Raw genomic sequence first — 17582 nt, forward strand, 5'->3', positions numbered from 1 at the left:
CCTGTGGTAGCCATGCGCGCGCGATCATTCAAGACCACGATCCCGTGAAAGGTCGAGACTGCGGCGATCTTTCTTCGTGGGCCGTCCGCCGACCCTGTCCGCGCCGGGGCCTTTGGGCTTTGGCGCCTGTTCCGGGGTCTTGTCGATATAGAGCGCCTGCGCCTCGGGCGCCGGGCCGCGGCGGGCGCCGCAGGCGGCGATCTCGACCACGCGGATGATACGACCTTGAGCAAAGGTCAGCGTATCGCCTGCCCCCACCTTGGTGGCGGCCTTGTCGACCTTGTCGGAATTGACCCGGACATGGCCGCCGGTGACCTGCTTGAAGGCCAGCGTGCGCGTCTTGAAAAACCGGGCCTGCCAGAGCCATTTGTCGAGCCGGATGGTCTCGCGCGTCACGCGCAACCTCGCGGGGCGCAAAACTCTCCCCGAGAGTTTTGGCAAAAGTTTCGGGGAAACTTTTTGCCGCCCGGGATCATCCGTCTTTCTTGAGCCCCATCAGGGCCGCGGCGAACGGATTGTCGGGATCGATGGCTTTTTCCTTCTTGGGCGGGCGGGCCGAGAAGCTGGCAGCCTTATCGCGGCGCGGGCCGGTTTTGCCCTTGCCGCCTTGCGGCTTGCCACGCGGTTTGCCTTGCGGCTTGCCGCCTTTGCCCTGCGGGCGCGCCCCACCGCCTTCGCGAGGCTTGCGGTTGCCGAAACCGCCCCAGGTGAAGGTATAGAACACCTCCATCTCGTCGGCCTCGACCTTGGCATCTGCCGCCTCGCCCACGGGCGTCTCGGTCTCGGACGCCTCTGGCACGTCGGTCGATGCAGCCGCTGCTTCATCGGCCACAGCGCCCGGTGCGGCATCGGCGGCCGTGTCCATTACGGGCGCGTCGGCAGGCACGTCCTTGGCCGCCTCCGGCACCACCTCGGTGACCGCCTTGACCTTCACGCGTTCACCCTTCTCGGCCTTGTAGCCGAGGCCGCCCATCAGGTCCGCGAATTGCTCCAGCGTCATGCCGGTGATCGACAGCATGTCGGCCTTCGCCTCGAACCCGCCGCGGCTGTCCTCGGCACGCAGCTGATCGGCCAGACGTTCGAGCATGTCGATGCGGATCGCGCGCTCGCCCGCAAGGCGGTAGCCCGCTTGCGTATAATAGCCCTCCGGCGCGTCCTTGACGCCCGGCACGGTGACAAGGCCCGGCGGCGGGGCTTCGGGGAATTCCGACAGGTCCTGCTGCAGCGACCATAGTACCAGCCGCAGCCGGGTCGGCGCGGGCTTTAGCAGCAGCGGCATGAAGATGGTGAACTGTCCGAAGCGGATGCCATGCTTGCGCAACGCGCCACGCGCGTCCTGGTCCAGCGCCTTTACATCGTTGGCCACTTGGTCGCGCGGCAGCACACCCAGGCCTTCCGACATCTGGAACGCAAAGCCCTTGGCAAGGCCTTCGAGCGTCTCGTCCTTTGACATCGCGATCATCGGCTCAAAGGCCGCGGCGATCTTGCGGTCGATGAAATGCTGCAGGCGGCGTTTGACCTTCTCGGCCACATCGGCGCCCGCCTCATCATCGACGAAGGCCTCGACCTGCGGCTTCAAGGCCTCGGAGCCTTTGACGAGCTTGCCCACGGCCATCTCGCCCCACATCAGGCCGCCCTGCTCGGTGAAGTCCATCTCGGTGTCGGGCGCGTTGTAGAACTTGTCCGCCCGCAGGTTGAAATGCGGGGTCAGCGCCGCCACCGCAGCCTGGCGCAGCATCTTGGCCTCGTCGGGGCTCGACGTCTGGTCCTGCCGGAAGCGGAACCCATCCAGGCGACCAATCATCTCGCCCTCAACCGTCACTTCACCCTTTTCGTTCACGTCAGCCACGAGGCTCTCCTTCTGTTTCAACCGCCGCAAAAGCACGGATGTGCGCCGGTCGACAAATCTTTGCGCCAGCGCGCCGTGAAGCGCATCTGACAGGCGGTCTTCTACCGCACGGGTTTCCCCGCGCCAATGCATTTCGTCCTCGACCCAGTCTTTGCGCTGCGCCACGTACGTCCAGGTGCGAATATAGGCCAGCCGCTTGGACAGCGTGTCGATATTGCCATCGACCCGGTCGATGCGCGCGATCTGGCGGGCCATGTAGTCCTGCGGCACGCGGCCTTTGTCGTGAAGATAGCCGAAAATGACCTCCAGCATCGCGGCATGCTCGCCGTGCGATATGCCGCGAAAATCGGGGATGCGGCAGACATCCCAAAGCAGTTTGACGTCCTGCGGGGTGGAGACGCGCGCCTCCACCTCGGCCATGTCGCGCAGGGCCTTAAGCGCCGTCACGTCATCGGCGTCGCGGGCGCGTGTCAGCCAGTCATCCTCGGTGCGCATCTCAAGCGAGCCGATCAGCCGCCCGATGGAGCCGAACTCCAGCCGCGCATTGCGCCACTGCAGCTTTTTGATGGGCGTGAATCGCGCCGCGGTGATCGCGTCGACTACCGGCTCGTCCAGCGGCTGCGCCTCGCCCGTAACGCCAAAGGTGCCCGGCTGCATGTAACGCCCGGCGCGGCCCGCGATCTGGGCCAGCTCATTGGGCTGCAGGGGGCGCATGCGCCGCCCGTCAAACTTGCTGAGCGCCGAGAAAGCGACGTGGTTCACGTCCAGATTCAGCCCCATGCCAATTGCATCTGTGGCCACCAGGTAGTCCACATCGCCGTTTTGGTACATTTCCACCTGGGCGTTGCGGGTGCGCGGGCTGAGCGCGCCCATAACGACCGCGCAGCCGCCCTTTTGGCGGCGGATCAGCTCGGCGATGGCATACACATTTTCAACCGAAAACCCGACGATGGCCGAGCGGGCTTTAAGCCTACTTATCTTTTTCGAACCTGTGTAGGTCAGTTCGCTGAACCGCTCGCGCCGCAGGAACTGCGCCCGCGGCTCGAGCGCCGCGATGGCGTTTTTCATCGTGTCCGAGCCCATGAGCAGCGTCTCCTGCTGCCCGCGCGCCCGCAGCAGCCGGTCGGTAAAGACATGCCCCCGCTCGGGATCGGCGCAAAGCTGGATCTCGTCCACAGCCAGAAAATCCGCGCCCATGCCCTCGGGCATCGCCTCGACCGTGCAGACCCAGTATTGTGTGCGTTCCGGCACGATCCGCTCTTCGCCGGTGACCAGCGCCACGACCGACGGCCCGCGCAGGGCCACGATCTTGTCATAGACCTCTCGCGCGAGCAGGCGCAGCGGCAGGCCGATGATGCCCGTGCGATGCGCCAGCATCCGCTCGATTGCGTAATGGGTTTTGCCGGTATTTGTGGGGCCGAGCACCGCGGTGATGCGCGTATCTTGGCTCATATCTGGCCCTTGCTTGTCGGGGGCCGGTCGCCCGGCCCGCGGCTTAGATGTCCTGACCGGAGGTTTTGCGCTCCAGCCGCTCGATGGCTTCTTTTATGCCGTCGCGGTGGGGATGTATAGCGGCCGCCGCCTGATAGGCCTTCAGCGCGTCATCTTCCTGTTCCAGCTCTTCAAGAATGCGCCCAAGACCCTGCAAAGCGCCAAAGTGGCGGGGGTTCAGCGACAGGGTACGGCCGATATCGGCGATCGAAAGGCCATACTCCTCGGCGTTGAAAAACGCGGTCGCGCGGGCGTTCCAGCCTTCGGCGAACTCCGGCGCGTGGTCGGTCAGCGCGGTGAAATGGTCGATGGCCTTTTCCAGATCCCCCGCCCGCATCGCGTTGCGTCCGCGACGCAGCAGCAAATCCATCGCGGGCGACCCCGAGCGGGACCATTCGCGCCAGATCTTGCGCTCGACAAGCTCCCAGTTCTCCAGCTCCGGCTGCGCCAGCTCTTCAAACAGGGCGTCCAGCTCGGCCTGATCCGCGAAAGCGGGCGCAGTGAAGGCCAGAAAGGACGTAACGAAAAGATTGAGGATATGCGTGCGAGCTTTCATAACGGCTTTAATTCTAGCGGGCGATTTGCAAAAAGCAAAAGCGCAAACCCCCGCGCCCATCACATTTGCAGGAGACTTCCCATGAGCGACGTTATCAACAAGGCCGTAGAGACCCTTTCCGCCAAGATGGACGGGGGCTTTGACGGCTCCGTGAAGTTCGTCATCGAAGACGAGGGCGCGATCATGGTCGACAATGCAGGCGTGCGCGCAGGCGACGAAGAGGCCGAGTGCACCATGACCGCCGATGCCGACACGTTCGAGGCGATCCTCGACGGTGATCTGAACCCGACCGCCGCCTTCATGTCCGGCAAGCTTAGCGTCGATGGCGACATGGGCACCGCGATGAAGCTGGGCGCCGTCCTGTCGTGAGCCTGACCCCCGCTCCGTTCTACGCCGAGATCGCAGACGGCCCCGAAGGAGGTGCCGCCTATTGGCTGACGACCTCTGACGGGGTGCGCATCCGCGTGGGCGTGTGGGGCGGCGGAGACAAGGGATGCGTGCTGCTCTTCCCGGGCCGCACGGAATATATCGAGAAATACGGGCGCGCGGCGCGTGGCTTCGCCGCCCGTGGCCTGTCGACCATCGCGGTGGACTGGCGCGGACAGGGGCTTGCCGACCGCGCGCTCGACAATCCGATGATCGGCCATGTCGACGATTTCCGCGACTTCCAGAAAGACGTGGCCGCCGTTGTCGCAGCCCTGCCCGATCTTGGCTTGCCGGACCCGATGATCCTCATGGGCCATTCCATGGGCGGCTGCATCGGCCTGCGCGCGCTGATGGAGGGTCTGCCCGTAAAGGCCGCGCTCTTCACCGGTCCGATGTGGGATATCATGCTCGACCCGGTGAAGCGCTACGCGGGCTGGGCGGCGGCGACGCTGAGTCGTCCGATGAAATTCGACACAAAGCTCGCCCCCGGCACGGTCGAGGCCAGCTATGTCAACGTGCAGCCTTTCGAGGACAATATGCTGACGCGCGAGCAGGAGATGTACGACTACATGCGCGACCAGATCGCGGCACACCCGGAGCTGTCGCTGGGCGGCCCGTCTTTCGCCTGGCTACACGAGGCGCTGAAGGAATGTCGCGCGCTTTCCATGCGCCCGACCCCACAGGTTCCCGCGATTACGTTCCTTGGCACCAAGGAGCGCATCGTCGACAGCCCCGCGATCCATGACCGCATGTCCCGCTGGCAAAACGGCGAGCTTCGCCTCGTCGAGGGGGCGGAGCACGAGGTCATCATGGATTATGACGACGTGCAGGATCAAGTCTACGACGCCGCGCTCGAGCTGATCGAGCGCGCGTAGATCAACCCCAACGCGCGCCGTCAGGCATCGGCCCGTTTCCGGCGGCGCGCCCGCATGGCCAGAAGACCCAATGAGCTCAGCAGCAGCACCCCACCCGCGGGCAGCGGCACCGGCTCGACATCGTCTGATTGGTTGTAGTCGAACCCGGACGAGGCCGAAATCTGCACACCCTCCGGAACGAAAAGTGCCCAGGAGAACATCCCTTCCGCCAAGGCCAAATCGTTATCGTTTTCCCCTGCGATCGAGCCCGACGTCGCCTGCGCGCTCAGAGAGGCGTTCAAATTCACCTGCGCGCCGTTGTTGATCAGGATTTTGATCGGGCTGACATCGAAGACCTCAAGATCGGGCCGTGTCGCGTAATCGAGGACCTTGAAGCTGTCCGACGCCATCCCGCCGCTGCCGCCCACACGTTGCATGCCGAGGTTGAAGGACACGAAGCTTGCGCTTGTCACGGTAGAGGTCACGTTGGTCGCGAAATCCAGCATCACCATCAACTCGAACTCGGAAGGCCCGCCGCTGAAGGACAAGGTATCGATCGCGTTTGTCGTGTCGATGCGCACGCTCGCGCCGGTGTTGGACGAGCTGATTAGATCGGTGGTCTCCGTGATGGCGCGCACGGTCGAGCTGATGCTTCCATGGGACGCTTCATGGGAGAATTGAACATTGCGCGAGCCGAGCAAGTTCCCGGTCGAGCCTGACGACAGGTTGTTGCATTGCTGCCCGTTTGCCTCACTCAAGCTTGTGGGCGAGTTGATTGTCGGGGCGGACAGCCCGCACGATCCCGTCACGTCGAGTGTGAAGCTCGAGGCCGCCGCGGGTCCGGCGGCGAGAATAGCGAGCACTGCAAACAAATACTTGTTAATCATGTCTTACCCCTTAATTCGCCTGCCATTTTCGCCGAGACGCCACGAAGCTCCAATCCCCCTAAACAGGGGGGGTTAGCCGCGCAATTTTTGGGCTGCGCTCACGCGATTACGCACGCCGAGCTTGCGATATGCGCTTTTGAGGTAATCCGACACGGTGTTTGGAGACAGCCCCAGGATGCTGGCGCATTCCTTTCGGCTCAATCCTTGGCCGATGTGGTACACGACTTCGCGCTCTCTCGCGCTCAGCAATTTGGAGGCTTCCGTCTCCGATGCGGCAATCAGGCCGCGGAATTTCAAAGGCTCGGAGGTCGACAGCGCCCGTGCCAGCTCTTCGATCTTACGATGGGTGATCAGGCAGAAGAACCTGATTTCGTGCTGAAGGACGCCCATCTGTGCCTCGAACCGTTCCTTTGGAAGCCCGGTCCCGATGTTGAAGCCGCCGAACCGCGCCTCGCCCCGCAGCCGGACGGGCACGCCGTAGCCGGTGCGAAAGCCAAGCGAGCGCGCCTGCGAAATGAACGATCGCGCGTCGTCAGGCAGATAGTCGTAATCCTCAAGGTAGTCCGCGCCGGTATATGTGAAATCGTAGTGATCGCAGCAATAGCGCAGGAACGGGTCCCTGTCCGGCGGCGCAGCGCTGAACAGGTCGGGCAGGTTCGACAGGCAGAATGCGCCGCTGAAATCCGGCTCGACCGTCACGTAGATGAAGAACTCGAAGCCAAGGGAGCGCAATCCGCGCTGGAACAACTCCCACGCCTGCGGCACCGCCTCGGCTTCCTCGATCTCGCGTATGAAAGGAAGCAAGTGGGTTGAAGTCTTTGGCATATTCGGTCGGGGTGGCTTTCTCTGCTCGGAGCTTTCTGTCTAGAAAACCACGCAAGCCCGGTCAATTCCACGCGCCCTGCCGGGGCTATGTCCTATTGCCGCAACCGTTGGCCTCGCGGCGGCGTCAGACCAGCACGCCGGCGTCCAACCGGACAGTGCGGTCCATCCGGGCGGCCAGCTCCAGGTTATGGGTCGCGATCAGCGCTGAAAGGCCCGTGGCGCGGGCGAGCGTCATCAAGGCCTCGAACACCTGATCCGAGGTGCCTGGATCGAGGTTGCCCGTGGGCTCATCGGCCAAAAGCAGGCCCGGCCCGTTGGCCAACGCCCGGCAGAAAGCCACGCGTTGCTGCTCGCCACCCGACAGCTCACCGGGGCGATGATCCGCGCGCGGCTTGATCCCGACCGTGTCGAGCAGCTCCAGCGCCCGCGTCTGCGCCGCACCACGTGCCACGCCTGCCGCAAGCTGGGGCAGCACGATATTCTCGACGGCGGTAAACTCCGGCAGCAGGTGGTGGAACTGGTACACGAACCCGATTTCCGAGCGGCGCGCCGCCGTGCGGGCGCGGTCACCTTTGCCGGTCAAGTCGTTGCCGCCAATCACGACACGGCCCCCGTCGGGCGTGTCCAGCAGCCCCGCGATATGCAAAAGCGTGGACTTGCCCGCGCCGGACGGGGCGACCATTGCCACGACCTCCCCCGGGGCGACGGTCAAATCGACGCCGCGCAGCACCTTGATCTCGTTGGGTTGGCCTTGGTTGTAGACTTTCTCGACCCCGTCGAGCAGCAATGCCTCACTCATAGCGCAGCGCCTCCACCGGGTTCATCCGGGCCGCCCGACGCGCAGGAAAGATCGTCACCACGAAGCTCAGGAACAGCGATAGCGAGATCGCCGACAGCACGTCCCCCGTCTCAAGCCGCGCGGGCAGTTTCGAGATCAGCCGGACCGACGGGTCCCAGACCCCGCCGCCTGCGACCCAGTTCACCACTGCGAATATCTCGTCGATATAGATCGCAAACAGGCAGCCAAGGATCATGCCGCAGATCGTGCCAATCACGCCGATACTCGCGCCGCAGATGAAGAAAACCCGCAGCACCGAGCCCTCGGACAGGCCCATGGTGCGCAGAATTCCGATATCGCGGCCCTTGTTTTTGACCAGCATGATCAGGCCCGAGACGATGTTCATCGAGGCGATCAGCACAAGGATCGACAGGATCAGGAACATCACATTGTCTTCCATCTCGAGCGCATTGAGGAACGCGCCGGAGCTGTCTTTCCACGTCCACAAAAGCGCCCCGTCGCCCGCGGCAGAGATCAGCGCGCGTTCGGAATTGCCAACATTTTCCGGGTCTTCAAGGATCACTTCAATCTCGTCGGCGAACCCTTCGCGGTTGAAGAATTCCTGCGCCTTCTCAAACGGCAGATAAACCCGCGTGCGATCGATGTCGTAGCGCCCGACTTGGAAAATATAGACGACCTCGTAGGCGACTTGCCGGATGGAGCCGCCAAACGGGCTGCTGGAGCCGTTGGGTGAGATCAGCCGCACCTTGTCGCCGACATTGGCCCCAAGCGCGCGCGCCACGCCCCAGCCGATGGCGATGCCATTCTCGAACTGGTTGATATCGCCCGCGCTTTGTTCGGGGTTTGCGACCCGGCGGATTTTGCCCAGATCGGCGGTCTGGATGCCGAAAACCTCGACCCCAGCATTCCCCCCGCCCGGGATCGACGCCATGACCTGGCCCTTCACCAGAGGCGTCGTGCGCACGACGCCCGGGGCCTCGGCCAGCTTCGCGGCAAGCCCGTCGTAGTCCGAAATCACCCGCGCAAAGGTGCCGTTGGCGGTTTCTTGCCCAGAGGAGTAGACCGTCACATGGGCGTTCGCGCCAAGGATCGTGTCGACAAATTCGTAGCGAAAGCCCGAGCGTACGGCGAGCGTAATGATCAGCGCTGCCACGGCCAGCGTAATGCCGATGAGCGAGATCCAGGTCATGACCGAGACCCCACCCTCGCTGCGTTTTGCGCGCAGGTAGCGCCACGCGATCATCCACTCGAAACCGGCAAAGGGCGCGGGCGTTTTGGGGCTGCTCTGGCTCACTCTCGGAGCTCCTCGTCACTCTTTTGCCCTGACATGTGCGCTGTCGCGCCCGCGTGGTCAAGCCCGGGGCCGCTGCGGCACGATAGGTGTGCAAGACTTGCCCATATTCCCGCAAGAGCGGGCGTTTTTCCCGGCAAGTTCCCGTGATGCAAGGCAAAGTGGCGGATTTGGGAGCTTTTCAGGCCCTTTCTTCGGGAAATTCGCGCAAGCTGAGGCGGGGGATGCTCGATAAAAGCCTATGCGCGATTTGGCGCGGGCGGGCCTATCCTGAACTTGGGACAGCAAAGAAGGGACTTAGGAAATGTCTGCAAAACTTGTCATCGGTCTCGATGGTCACAGCTCAGGCGAACGCGCGCTGGAGTTCGCGTCCAACCTGGCCAAGCAGATCGGCAGCTGCGAGCTGCTGGTGGTGTACGTTATCGAGTGGTCACCCTACTCCTTCCAAACCGCGGAAGAGAATGCCGAGCGGCACAAGCGCCGCGAACAGGAAGTGTCGACCGCACGTGAGCGGGTCGTGGACCCGGCCATTGAAAACCTCACCTCGCAGGGGCTGAACGCCACTGCAATCGTTCGCCATGGTGATGTGGCTGACACGCTCAACAGCGTCGCCAAGAAGGAAGGCGCGGCGCAGATCATCGTGGCCCGCTCCACCGACAAGAGCCTGTCCAAGCGCATCTTCGGCAGCTCCACCGCAAACCTTGTGATGGAGGCCACCGTGCCCGTCACGGTCGTCAACTAGGGGGACGTCATGCAGCAGTTCAAATACCTCGCGGCCAGCACGGCCGCCCTCGCGGCCTCGGTCGCGCCAGCGCTCGCGCAGGAGGCCGAAAGCCTAGATGCGCGGGTCAATGCGGCCTTCGCAGCCGCAACGGGTCCCTTCGTGAGCCTGATCTTCGCCCCGTTCCCCGGCACGACCTTCCCTTGGATCGTGATGTGGCTGGTGGTCGCGGCGTCGATCTTCACGCTTTACTTCGGCTTTGTGCAGTTTCGCTACTTCTTCCACTCGATCTCGCTGGTCAAAGGCGACTATTCCGACCCCAACGACGCGGGCGAGGTCAGCCACTTCCAGGCGCTGGCCACTGCCCTGTCGGGCACCGTGGGCCTTGGCAACATCGCGGGCGTGGCGGTCGCCGTGGGCATCGGTGGGCCGGGAGCCACGTTTTGGATGATCCTTGCGGGTCTTCTGGGCATGGCGTCGAAGTTCACCGAGTGCACCTTGGGCGTGAAGTACCGCAACGAATACCCCGACGGCACCGTCTCGGGCGGACCGATGTACTACATGTCCAAGGGCTTTGACGAGCTGGGCCTGCCCGGCGGCAAGATCCTAGCCGTGCTGTTCTCGATCTTCTGTATCCTCGGCGCGCTTGGCGGGGGCAACATGTTCCAGGCCAACCAAGCCCATGCGCAGATCACCCAGATCACCGGGGAATATCCCGGCTGGATCACCGGCATCATCTTCGCCGCCGTGGTCTTCGCGGTGATCGTGGGCGGCATCAAGTCCATCGCCCGGGTGACCGAGAAGGTCGTGCCCTTTATGGGCATCATGTATGTGGCTGCGGCGCTGATCATCCTGCTGGTCAATTTCGACATGATCGGCTGGGCCTTCGGCCAGATCTTCGCAGGTGCCTTCACCGGGCTTGGCGTGGCGGGCGGCTTTGTCGGCGCGCTGATCCAGGGCTTCAAGCGGGCGGCCTTCTCCAACGAGGCGGGCGTGGGCTCTGCGGCCATCGCCCACTCGGCGGTGCGCACCAAGGAGCCCATCACCGAAGGCTTCGTGTCGCTACTGGAGCCGCTGATCGACACGGTCGTGATCTGCACCATGACGGCGCTGGTCATCGTGATCTCTCAGCAGCTTATCGTGGACGAGGCGACTGGTCTCTACATGCTAAACGAGGCGGGCACGGCCATCGCGACGGTCGACGGAAACTCCGGTGTGGCGTTGACGTCTGCGGCGTTCGGCTCCGGCATCAGCTGGTTCCCGTATGTGCTGGCGCTGGCGGTGGTGCTGTTTGCCTTCTCGACCATGATCTCGTGGAGCTACTACGGCCTGAAGGCGTGGACCTATCTCTTCGGCGAGGGCCACACGAAGGAGCTGATCTTCAAGATCATCTTCTGCGTCTTCATCGTGATCGGCGCGGCCGCGTCGCTAGGCCCCGTGATCGACTTCTCCGACGCGGCAATCTTCGCCATGGCGGTGGTCAACATCACGGCTCTCTACTTCCTGATGAAGCTGGTTCGGGCCGAGCTCGCCTCCTACGGCGCGCGGCTGAAATCCGGCGAGATCAAGAAGTTCGAGCACTAGGGCGCAACCGAAAAGACTGCGAAAGGGCGCCTGCACGGGCGCCCTTTTTCAATGCCACTTCAATGCCATTTCAGGTCCGGCTCGGTTGCAATCTGGCCGTAGACGCCCCCTTGGGCGAGGGTCGCCTCGATCCGCTTGGCCTGCGCCTTGCGATGGCGCGTCCGCAATAGCTCCTTGCGCGCACGGTAGAGCAGAGGTCCGGTGTAGCGGCGGTCCCTGCGACGCGCGACATCGACCCGCTTGGTCACCTGCAGAAACTCCGGCACCTGCCGCTCGGGCGAGGTGAATCCGCCGAATTGCGCCTGAAGGGCGATCACCGGCTCAAGCTGCAAGATCTCCAGCCCATGGCCCCGCGCGCCGCGTTCCTGCGGCGTCGGGTCGAAAAGGTAGTCGTCGAGCGTCCTTTCGATCCGCGCATCGCGGGCCAGAATGCCGGCGGTTTCGGCGTCCAGCATGTAGGCGGCGGCACTTGCGCCCAGCGATTTCAGCGGATGCAACGCCGCGCCTTCGATTTGCAGGGTGGCCGGTGCGCACAACACAGCGTCCCCCGTGGCATCAAGCCGGATCAACCCCCGTACCTGCGCATCAAGGAGCGCTTGGACCCGATTGCCGAACTGGTCGGAGAACAAAAGGTCATCCTCCAGAACCAACCCTGTCTCACCTGACGCCGCGATCTTTTCCCACGCGTCCTTGTGGCTGCGAAAAATCTCGATATCGGAGGGCCCAAGTGCCCAGCGGTCGCTGCGCCAGCGGCCCGGACGGTACTCCGCAGGCGGCGTCCAGTCCGGGGCCTTGATGTCGACGGCCATGGCGCGCTGAACCTGCGCCTCGGGCAGAAGCCGCGAAAGCTCGGCGCGCATGTAGTCGCGACGATCCTGCGCCCGGTCGAGATTTATCAGGAAGATTTTCATTCAGCACTCACTCTCCAAACGGGCCATGCGCCTGACGAAATCATTGTCATGACAGCCGCCCACGACCGGTTGCGGCCCGGCGCAGCGATTTGACCATGCTGTGCCAGGCAGCGCGGCGCAGGGTCTGCGGAATGCCTTTCTTGCGCCAGATTGCAAAGGCGACGCGAAATGGCATGTGACCGGCATCGAACCAACGCTCTCGGGCGGCTTGATCGAAATCGGACAGATCAACGAGATTTCCCAGGATATCGCCCCAAATGGCTGCGTGATCGGCGCGCACGGCCGCGGTGTTGGACGACGCCCCACCGGAAAAGAACTTGCTTGTTACCTGCTTCACAAAAGCGCCTTGGTACCCGGCGACCACCATTCTCAGAATGAAGTCATAATCGCTTGTGGTCCGGTAGCGCAGATCGTGCCCGCCAAGCGCGTTGAACATCTCGCGCGAGAAGGCCGCCGAGTTATGGCCAAAGGGCACGCGTTGCAGAACAGATTTCAATGACGGCCGGCCCAGAAGCTTTTCGGCACCCATCTCGTGATCCACGGATATTGTTTGGCCGAAGACAAAATCCAGATCATGCGCCTCCAACGGCGCCGCGAGGTGGCTCAGTGCTTTGGGGCCTCCCATCAGGTCGTCTGAATTCAAGAAGATGATGTATCGCCCGGATGCGCGCGCCACGGCACGGTTCATCCCATCGTAGATCCCCGTATCGCCGACGCTTTCGACCTTGGTCTCAATGTGGTCCGGGGCCTCACTGGCAATGTCTCGGAGAATTTCAACGGTTCCATCTGTCGAGCCGCCATCTTGAATGATGTGCTCGACCGACACGTAGTCCTGCGCCCAAAGACTTTCCGCAGCGCGCCGCACCGCATCCACCCGCCCGAGCGAGACAAGGTTCCACGTCACCGTAACGATGGAAAAGAACGGTGACTGGTTTTGTCCACGCTGAGGCTGCAAGGCTCGCTTCCATCCGCTGAATTATGATGTCCACCGCCAAAAAGCGGGCGTCGGCACGTCGTCGAACTCTTCCACATTTCTTTGGTCCAGTGTGTGGGGAATCTGGGCGGGCGTCAGCGGGCCCGTCACGCGATCCCGCCTCAAATACGTGGCCTCCACGTATCGGGACATGTCGCGGCCCTTCAATTTGAAGTTTAACGCCGTGTTGTTTGTATGCAGATGACACAGGACATGGGTTTCACCCAGCCGTGCTATCGCTTTGGACATTTTTTCGAACTGCGCTCGGTCGAAAACCCGGTCGAGGTCGTGATATTCGATCAGGATCACGCGGAAGCGCCCCAGCACCTCATCCGAGGTCGCATTCAGGACGTCATATTCCGCACCTTCGATATCCATTTGCAGAAGGAGATCATCGCCCTGTCCGGAGTTTCCTCCTACCCAAGCGTCCATCGTCATGATGTCGCCGGAGTCTTCGGTTCCGAGGAACTTTTTCTCAAAGGACATGTTGGGCATCATCCCGGATGGGCGGTCTACTGAAGCGTCTGCGAGGTAGACGTGATCAACGCGATCCGCCATTTCGCGATCGAAGCCCAAAGTATCTGAAACACCTGGAGAGAATACGGCGGTGAGCCCCTCAATGTCGTCAGGCACGAGGTAGCCGCCGTCAAAATCCGGGCCGATGCGCACCAACTCGTGACCGGTCTGCATCGGTTCAAACTGGGCGAGGAATTCCTTAACCTCATCCCAAGGCACCGCATTCGGCTGAGCGGATTGATTTATGACGCGCTTAGTGGTGCGCGCGGTCTGCCCTTTGCGCTTGCGATTGTGATTCCACCGCGAGAGCGACTGTTTCAAACCTGGCATACCTATCCCCTTTGAGCGGCGACGTTGTAGATGCCCGTCAATCGGCCCACCGCCTGCTCGGGCGGCAGTTCCTCGCTCTCGCCGGTGCGACGGGAGGTCAGCTCGACCACACCGTTCTTCAGCCCCCGCGGGCCGACCGTGATGCGCCACGGCAGGCCGATCAGATCCATGGTGGCAAACTTGCCGCCTGCCCGCTCGTCGCGGTCGTCATAGAGCGGCTCTAGCCCCAAAGCGGTCAGCGACTTGTAAAGCGCCTCGCAGGCGCCATCGGCCTCTGCGTCGCCCTGCTTGAGGTTGACGATGCCCACATGGAACGGCGTCACACCCTCGGGCCAGATGATGCCCTTGTCGTCGTGGGATGCCTCGATGATCGCGCCCAGCAGGCGGCTGACGCCAATCCCGTGGGAGCCCATATGCACCGGCACCTGCTTGCCATCGGGGCCCTGCACCACGGCGTTCATCGCCTCGGAATACTTGGTGCCGAAGTAGAAGATCTGCCCGACCTCGATGCCCCGCGCGGTCTTGCGGCGCTCTTCGGGGATTTCGTTGAACAGGGCTTCGTCATGGGTCTCATCGGTGCGGGCATAGAGGTTCGTAAATTCCTCCATGACACCCGCGCATTGCGCGTGGTCGTCATAGTCGATCTCGCGGTCGCCGAAGGTCAGATCGGTCACAGCGCTGTCATAGAACACCTCGCTCTCGCCCGTCTCTGCCAGCACGAGGAATTCGTGGGTGTCGTCCCCCCCGATGGGTCCGCTATCGGCGCGCATCGGGATCGCTTGCAGGCCCATCCGCTCGTAGGTGCGCAGGTAGCTGACCAAGTGGCGGTTGTAGGCGTGCAGCGCGTCTTCCTTTGTCAGATCGAAATTGTAGCCGTCCTTCATGTAGAACTCGCGTCCGCGCATGACCCCGAAGCGCGGGCGGCGTTCATCGCGAAATTTCCACTGGATCTGGTACATGGTCAGCGGCAGATCCTTGTAGCTGCCCACATGGGAGCGGAAGATATCGGTGATCAGCTCTTCGGCAGTGGGCGTGAACAGCATATCGCGGTCGTGGCGATCCTTGATGCGCAGCATCTCCTCGCCGTAATCGTCGTAGCGCCCGCTTTCGCGCCACAGATCCGCCGACTGTATCGTCGGCATCAGCATGGGCATGTGGCCCGCGCGCTGCTGCTCTTCATGCACGATATTTTCTATCTTTTTCAGCACCTTGTAGCCCAACGGCAGCCAAGAATAGATACCTGCGGAGGCCTGCTTGATCATGCCCGCGCGCAGCATGTAGCGGTGCGAGACGATCTGCGCCTCGGCGGGCGTTTCTTTGAGGACGGGCAGGAAGTAGCGGGACAGGCGCATTACGAGGCTCTCTGAGGATCAGCGGTTCGGTCTTCGTTACGCCATGGGCGCGGAGGGGGCAACTATTCGTCGATGGAGCAGCAGCCATGGCCCAGCACGGGGTCGACGTAGTGCAGCCCATAGCGCCGGTCGGACATTCCGTCGGAGCAAGACCCGGGCAGGATGCGGCCCCGCACAGAGCTGTCCGAAAAGCCCCAGTCGAACAGCAGGCCGGTCTGGGTCAGATCGACATTCTCGGGGCTTGGGGCCACAAAAGTCAGCGGCTGCGCGCCTCGCTCATCGGGGGTGGACAGAATGAAGGCCGAAGGCGCGAGCCGAACTTGCCAGAACGGCTCATTTCCAAGGCACACAAGCGTCTCGGGCAGCCCAAGACTGTTGGTCGGCACCTCGCGCGCGCCGAGAAATCTAGTCGAAACCCACCCCGCCCGCTCGCCGATATTGATCTGCGCCCAGCGGCCTTCGCGGCTGAGGGCAAGTACCTCGACCCAGTCGTCGTCATGGGCAAGCGTGCCCAACAGCTCGGCGCGCACATTCGGCGCGGCACGCACGTTGAGCGCATCGTCCGAGGCCACTCCTGTCACCGTGTAGATCGCCGGAAATCCCGGGTCGGGCGTGTCCTGCGCGACGGCGGGCAGCGCCCACGCACACAGCAGCGCCACCCACCGCGTCATGTGATCACGGTCTCCGCTTCAAGCGCCGAGGCAAGCGAGGCGAAGCGCGCCTGCGCCACCTCGCCGAACAGATCGCGGGTGTCGGGGTGCAGCTTCAGCTGCAGCACCTTCTTCTTCGGCTTCCAGACCAGCTGACCCATCAGCTCCGGCTTTTCCACCGACAGCATCGCACCGAAGCGCATCGCCTTGCCCAGAACTTCGGCATCGCGCAGCTGTCGCTCGGAGAGCAGATCAAACAGCTCTTGCAGGTGCGTGCCCGAGCGCGAGTTCTTGTAGCGGTGCAGCAGCGCCACGCCGAGGAAGATCCGCCCGGGATGGTCGAGCCCGCCGAGATTGGCGCGGGTGGCGTTGTCGAAGACGACCTCTGCGCGGTAGTCGGGATGGGCGCGCCAGCTGACGTCATGCAGCAGGCACGCGGCCTTTACCAGCCGCAACCGCTCGTCGCCCGCGTTTTTGAACAGTGGTTCAATAAAGCGGAACAGGAACTTGCCGAAGCCCGGGATGCGCGCATTCATCGCCTCGTCAAAGCGGCAGGCCTCGATCAGCGGGTCACGGCGCTTCAGCTCAAAGGGCATCTGCTCGTAGAGCAGGCCCTCGCGGATTCCGTAGCTCGAGACCGCGACGGATTTGGGTTTGAAGCGCTGGATCAGGCTTTTCAGAACCTGGCTCGCCGTGGGCACCAGCCGCATCCGCGCTTCCGAGTTGCCGGTCATGGCCCGCAGCTCCTCGACGCTTTTTCCCTGCAGCCATTTGACCGTTTGCAGGATCGATTTGGCCGACATGCGGTACTCATGCAGCACTTTCAGCGGATAGCCGCGCCGCTCCATGTCGAGCCGGGCGATGGCGCGCCACGAGCCGCCCACAAGAAACAACGTCTTGTAATCGCCGTCAATTTCCGCGCGCAGACCGTCGATGGTCTCGTCAATCAGCTTCTTGCGGGCCTTGGCTCCGCCCTTGATTTCAAGAAGTTTCAGCGGCCCGATCTGGCTGGAGACGCGGCGTCCGACGATCCCGTCGCCCAGCTCCGCCAATTCCATCGACGAGCCGCCGATATCGCACATCAGCCCGCGCGCTTCCGGCCATCCCAAAAACACCCCTTGGGCCGAGAGCCGCGCTTCCTCGACACCTTCCGCGACCCATAGATTGAGGCCGGTCTGCTCCAAAACCTCTTGGCGGAACTCCTCGCCATCGCTCGCGTCGCGCACCGCAGCCGTGGCGACGCAGGTCATCGGCGCCACCCCCATGCCGCGCGCGAGCAAGGCGAAACGTTTCAGCGCGGCGAGCGCGCGCACGCGGCCCTCCGGGTTCAGATGGCCCGTCTCGGACACGCCCGCGCCGAGGCCGGCCATGACTTTCTCGTTGAAGAAATAGGCAGGCGAACGCGCGGCCCCGTCAAAGACCACCATCCGCACGGAGTTGGAGCCGACGTCAATCGCCCCGACCCGCTTGAGTGCCTTGGCTTTCGGGTCATTGAAAAGCGGACGGCCGAAGGGGCCGTCATCGTCGAGAAGTCCGTCCAAAGCCAAAATGTCCCCGTGGTGGCGTC

17 protein-coding genes are annotated in these 17582 nt (G+C 63.1%); 4 read left to right on the top strand and 13 right to left on the bottom strand.

The features are described from left to right. Positions 1–24: 24 nt before the first annotated feature. The 3 genes from C8N43_RS06360 to C8N43_RS06370 all read right to left on the bottom strand — a co-directional run bounded on the left by C8N43_RS06360 (position 25) and on the right by C8N43_RS06370 (position 3896). Entirely contained in the window at positions 25–396 is a 372-nt protein-coding gene (locus tag C8N43_RS06360; RefSeq protein ID WP_425437038.1) for an RNA-binding S4 domain-containing protein, read from the bottom strand. Positions 397–472: 76 nt separating this feature from the next. Further along, complete coding sequence (locus tag C8N43_RS06365) at positions 473–3301, bottom strand: helicase-related protein (RefSeq protein ID WP_107844800.1); 2829 nt, start codon at positions 3299–3301, stop codon at positions 473–475. 43 nt (positions 3302–3344) lie between these two features. Further along, complete coding sequence (locus C8N43_RS06370) at positions 3345–3896, bottom strand: tetratricopeptide repeat protein (protein ID WP_107844801.1); 552 nt, start codon at positions 3894–3896, stop codon at positions 3345–3347. Between the two features lie 81 nt (positions 3897–3977). On the opposite strand from C8N43_RS06370, the gene C8N43_RS06375 reads away from it, so the two are divergent. Then, the gene (locus tag C8N43_RS06375; RefSeq protein WP_107844802.1) at positions 3978–4265 is read left to right on the top strand and encodes an SCP2 sterol-binding domain-containing protein; all 288 of its coding nucleotides are present in this window, start codon (positions 3978–3980) and stop codon (positions 4263–4265) included. Continuing rightward, on the top strand, positions 4262–5197 hold the full coding sequence (locus C8N43_RS06380; RefSeq protein ID WP_107844803.1) for an alpha/beta hydrolase: 936 nt from the start codon (positions 4262–4264) through the stop codon (positions 5195–5197). Before C8N43_RS06375 ends, C8N43_RS06380 begins: the two co-directional genes overlap by 4 nt. A gap of 20 nt (positions 5198–5217) precedes the next feature. Here C8N43_RS06380 and C8N43_RS06385 read toward each other — a convergent pair whose 3' ends face one another. The 4 genes from C8N43_RS06385 to C8N43_RS06400 all read right to left on the bottom strand — a co-directional run bounded on the left by C8N43_RS06385 (position 5218) and on the right by C8N43_RS06400 (position 8930). Next, complete coding sequence (locus C8N43_RS06385) at positions 5218–6063, bottom strand: hypothetical protein (RefSeq protein ID WP_107844804.1); 846 nt, start codon at positions 6061–6063, stop codon at positions 5218–5220. Positions 6064–6135: 72 nt separating this feature from the next. Further along, on the bottom strand, positions 6136–6867 hold the full coding sequence (locus C8N43_RS06390; protein ID WP_158269928.1) for a helix-turn-helix transcriptional regulator: 732 nt from the start codon (positions 6865–6867) through the stop codon (positions 6136–6138). Between the two features lie 145 nt (positions 6868–7012). Next, a complete protein-coding gene (locus C8N43_RS06395; RefSeq protein ID WP_107844806.1) occupies positions 7013–7687 on the bottom strand; it encodes an ABC transporter ATP-binding protein in 675 nt (224 codons plus the stop codon). Next, entirely contained in the window at positions 7680–8930 is a 1251-nt protein-coding gene (locus C8N43_RS06400; RefSeq protein WP_107846265.1) for a lipoprotein-releasing ABC transporter permease subunit, read from the bottom strand. The genes C8N43_RS06395 and C8N43_RS06400 overlap by 8 nt, the downstream gene beginning before the upstream one ends. A gap of 352 nt (positions 8931–9282) precedes the next feature. On the opposite strand from C8N43_RS06400, the gene C8N43_RS06405 reads away from it, so the two are divergent. Together C8N43_RS06405 and C8N43_RS06410 are read left to right on the top strand one after the other, a co-directional pair. Continuing rightward, the gene (locus C8N43_RS06405; RefSeq protein ID WP_107844807.1) at positions 9283–9720 is read left to right on the top strand and encodes a universal stress protein; all 438 of its coding nucleotides are present in this window, start codon (positions 9283–9285) and stop codon (positions 9718–9720) included. Positions 9721–9729: 9 nt separating this feature from the next. Beyond that, positions 9730–11283 (top strand): alanine/glycine:cation symporter family protein, encoded by a 1554-nt coding sequence (locus C8N43_RS06410; RefSeq protein ID WP_107844808.1) that lies wholly within the window; start codon positions 9730–9732, stop codon positions 11281–11283. Between the two features lie 59 nt (positions 11284–11342). Here the strand turns inward: C8N43_RS06410 and C8N43_RS06415 are convergent, their stop codons facing one another. The 6 genes from C8N43_RS06415 to C8N43_RS06440 all read right to left on the bottom strand — a co-directional run bounded on the left by C8N43_RS06415 (position 11343) and on the right by C8N43_RS06440 (position 17556). Then, positions 11343–12194 (bottom strand): glycosyltransferase family 25 protein, encoded by an 852-nt coding sequence (locus C8N43_RS06415; RefSeq protein WP_107844809.1) that lies wholly within the window; start codon positions 12192–12194, stop codon positions 11343–11345. 46 nt (positions 12195–12240) lie between these two features. Next, positions 12241–13098, bottom strand: a complete 858-nt coding sequence (locus tag C8N43_RS06420) for a glycosyltransferase (RefSeq protein ID WP_158269929.1) — start codon at positions 13096–13098, stop codon at positions 12241–12243. A gap of 72 nt (positions 13099–13170) precedes the next feature. Then, a complete protein-coding gene (locus tag C8N43_RS06425; protein ID WP_107844811.1) occupies positions 13171–14013 on the bottom strand; it encodes an FkbM family methyltransferase in 843 nt (280 codons plus the stop codon). A 2-nt stretch (positions 14014–14015) separates the two neighbouring features. Then, positions 14016–15365: a proline--tRNA ligase gene (gene proS, locus C8N43_RS06430; protein WP_107844812.1), complete on the bottom strand. Its 1350-nt coding sequence runs from the start codon at positions 15363–15365 to the stop codon at positions 14016–14018. Positions 15366–15427: 62 nt separating this feature from the next. After that, positions 15428–16036, bottom strand: coding sequence for an SH3 domain-containing protein (locus C8N43_RS06435; RefSeq protein ID WP_107844813.1), 609 nt, complete (start codon positions 16034–16036; stop codon positions 15428–15430). Continuing rightward, positions 16033–17556, bottom strand: coding sequence for a Ppx/GppA family phosphatase (locus tag C8N43_RS06440; RefSeq protein ID WP_245912926.1), 1524 nt, complete (start codon positions 17554–17556; stop codon positions 16033–16035). The genes C8N43_RS06435 and C8N43_RS06440 overlap by 4 nt, the downstream gene beginning before the upstream one ends. Between the last annotated feature and the right edge of the window lie 26 nt (positions 17557–17582).

Origin of the sequence: Litoreibacter ponti (genome assembly GCF_003054285.1) — a bacterium.
In the GTDB taxonomy this organism is placed as follows: domain Bacteria; phylum Pseudomonadota; class Alphaproteobacteria; order Rhodobacterales; family Rhodobacteraceae; genus Litoreibacter; species Litoreibacter ponti.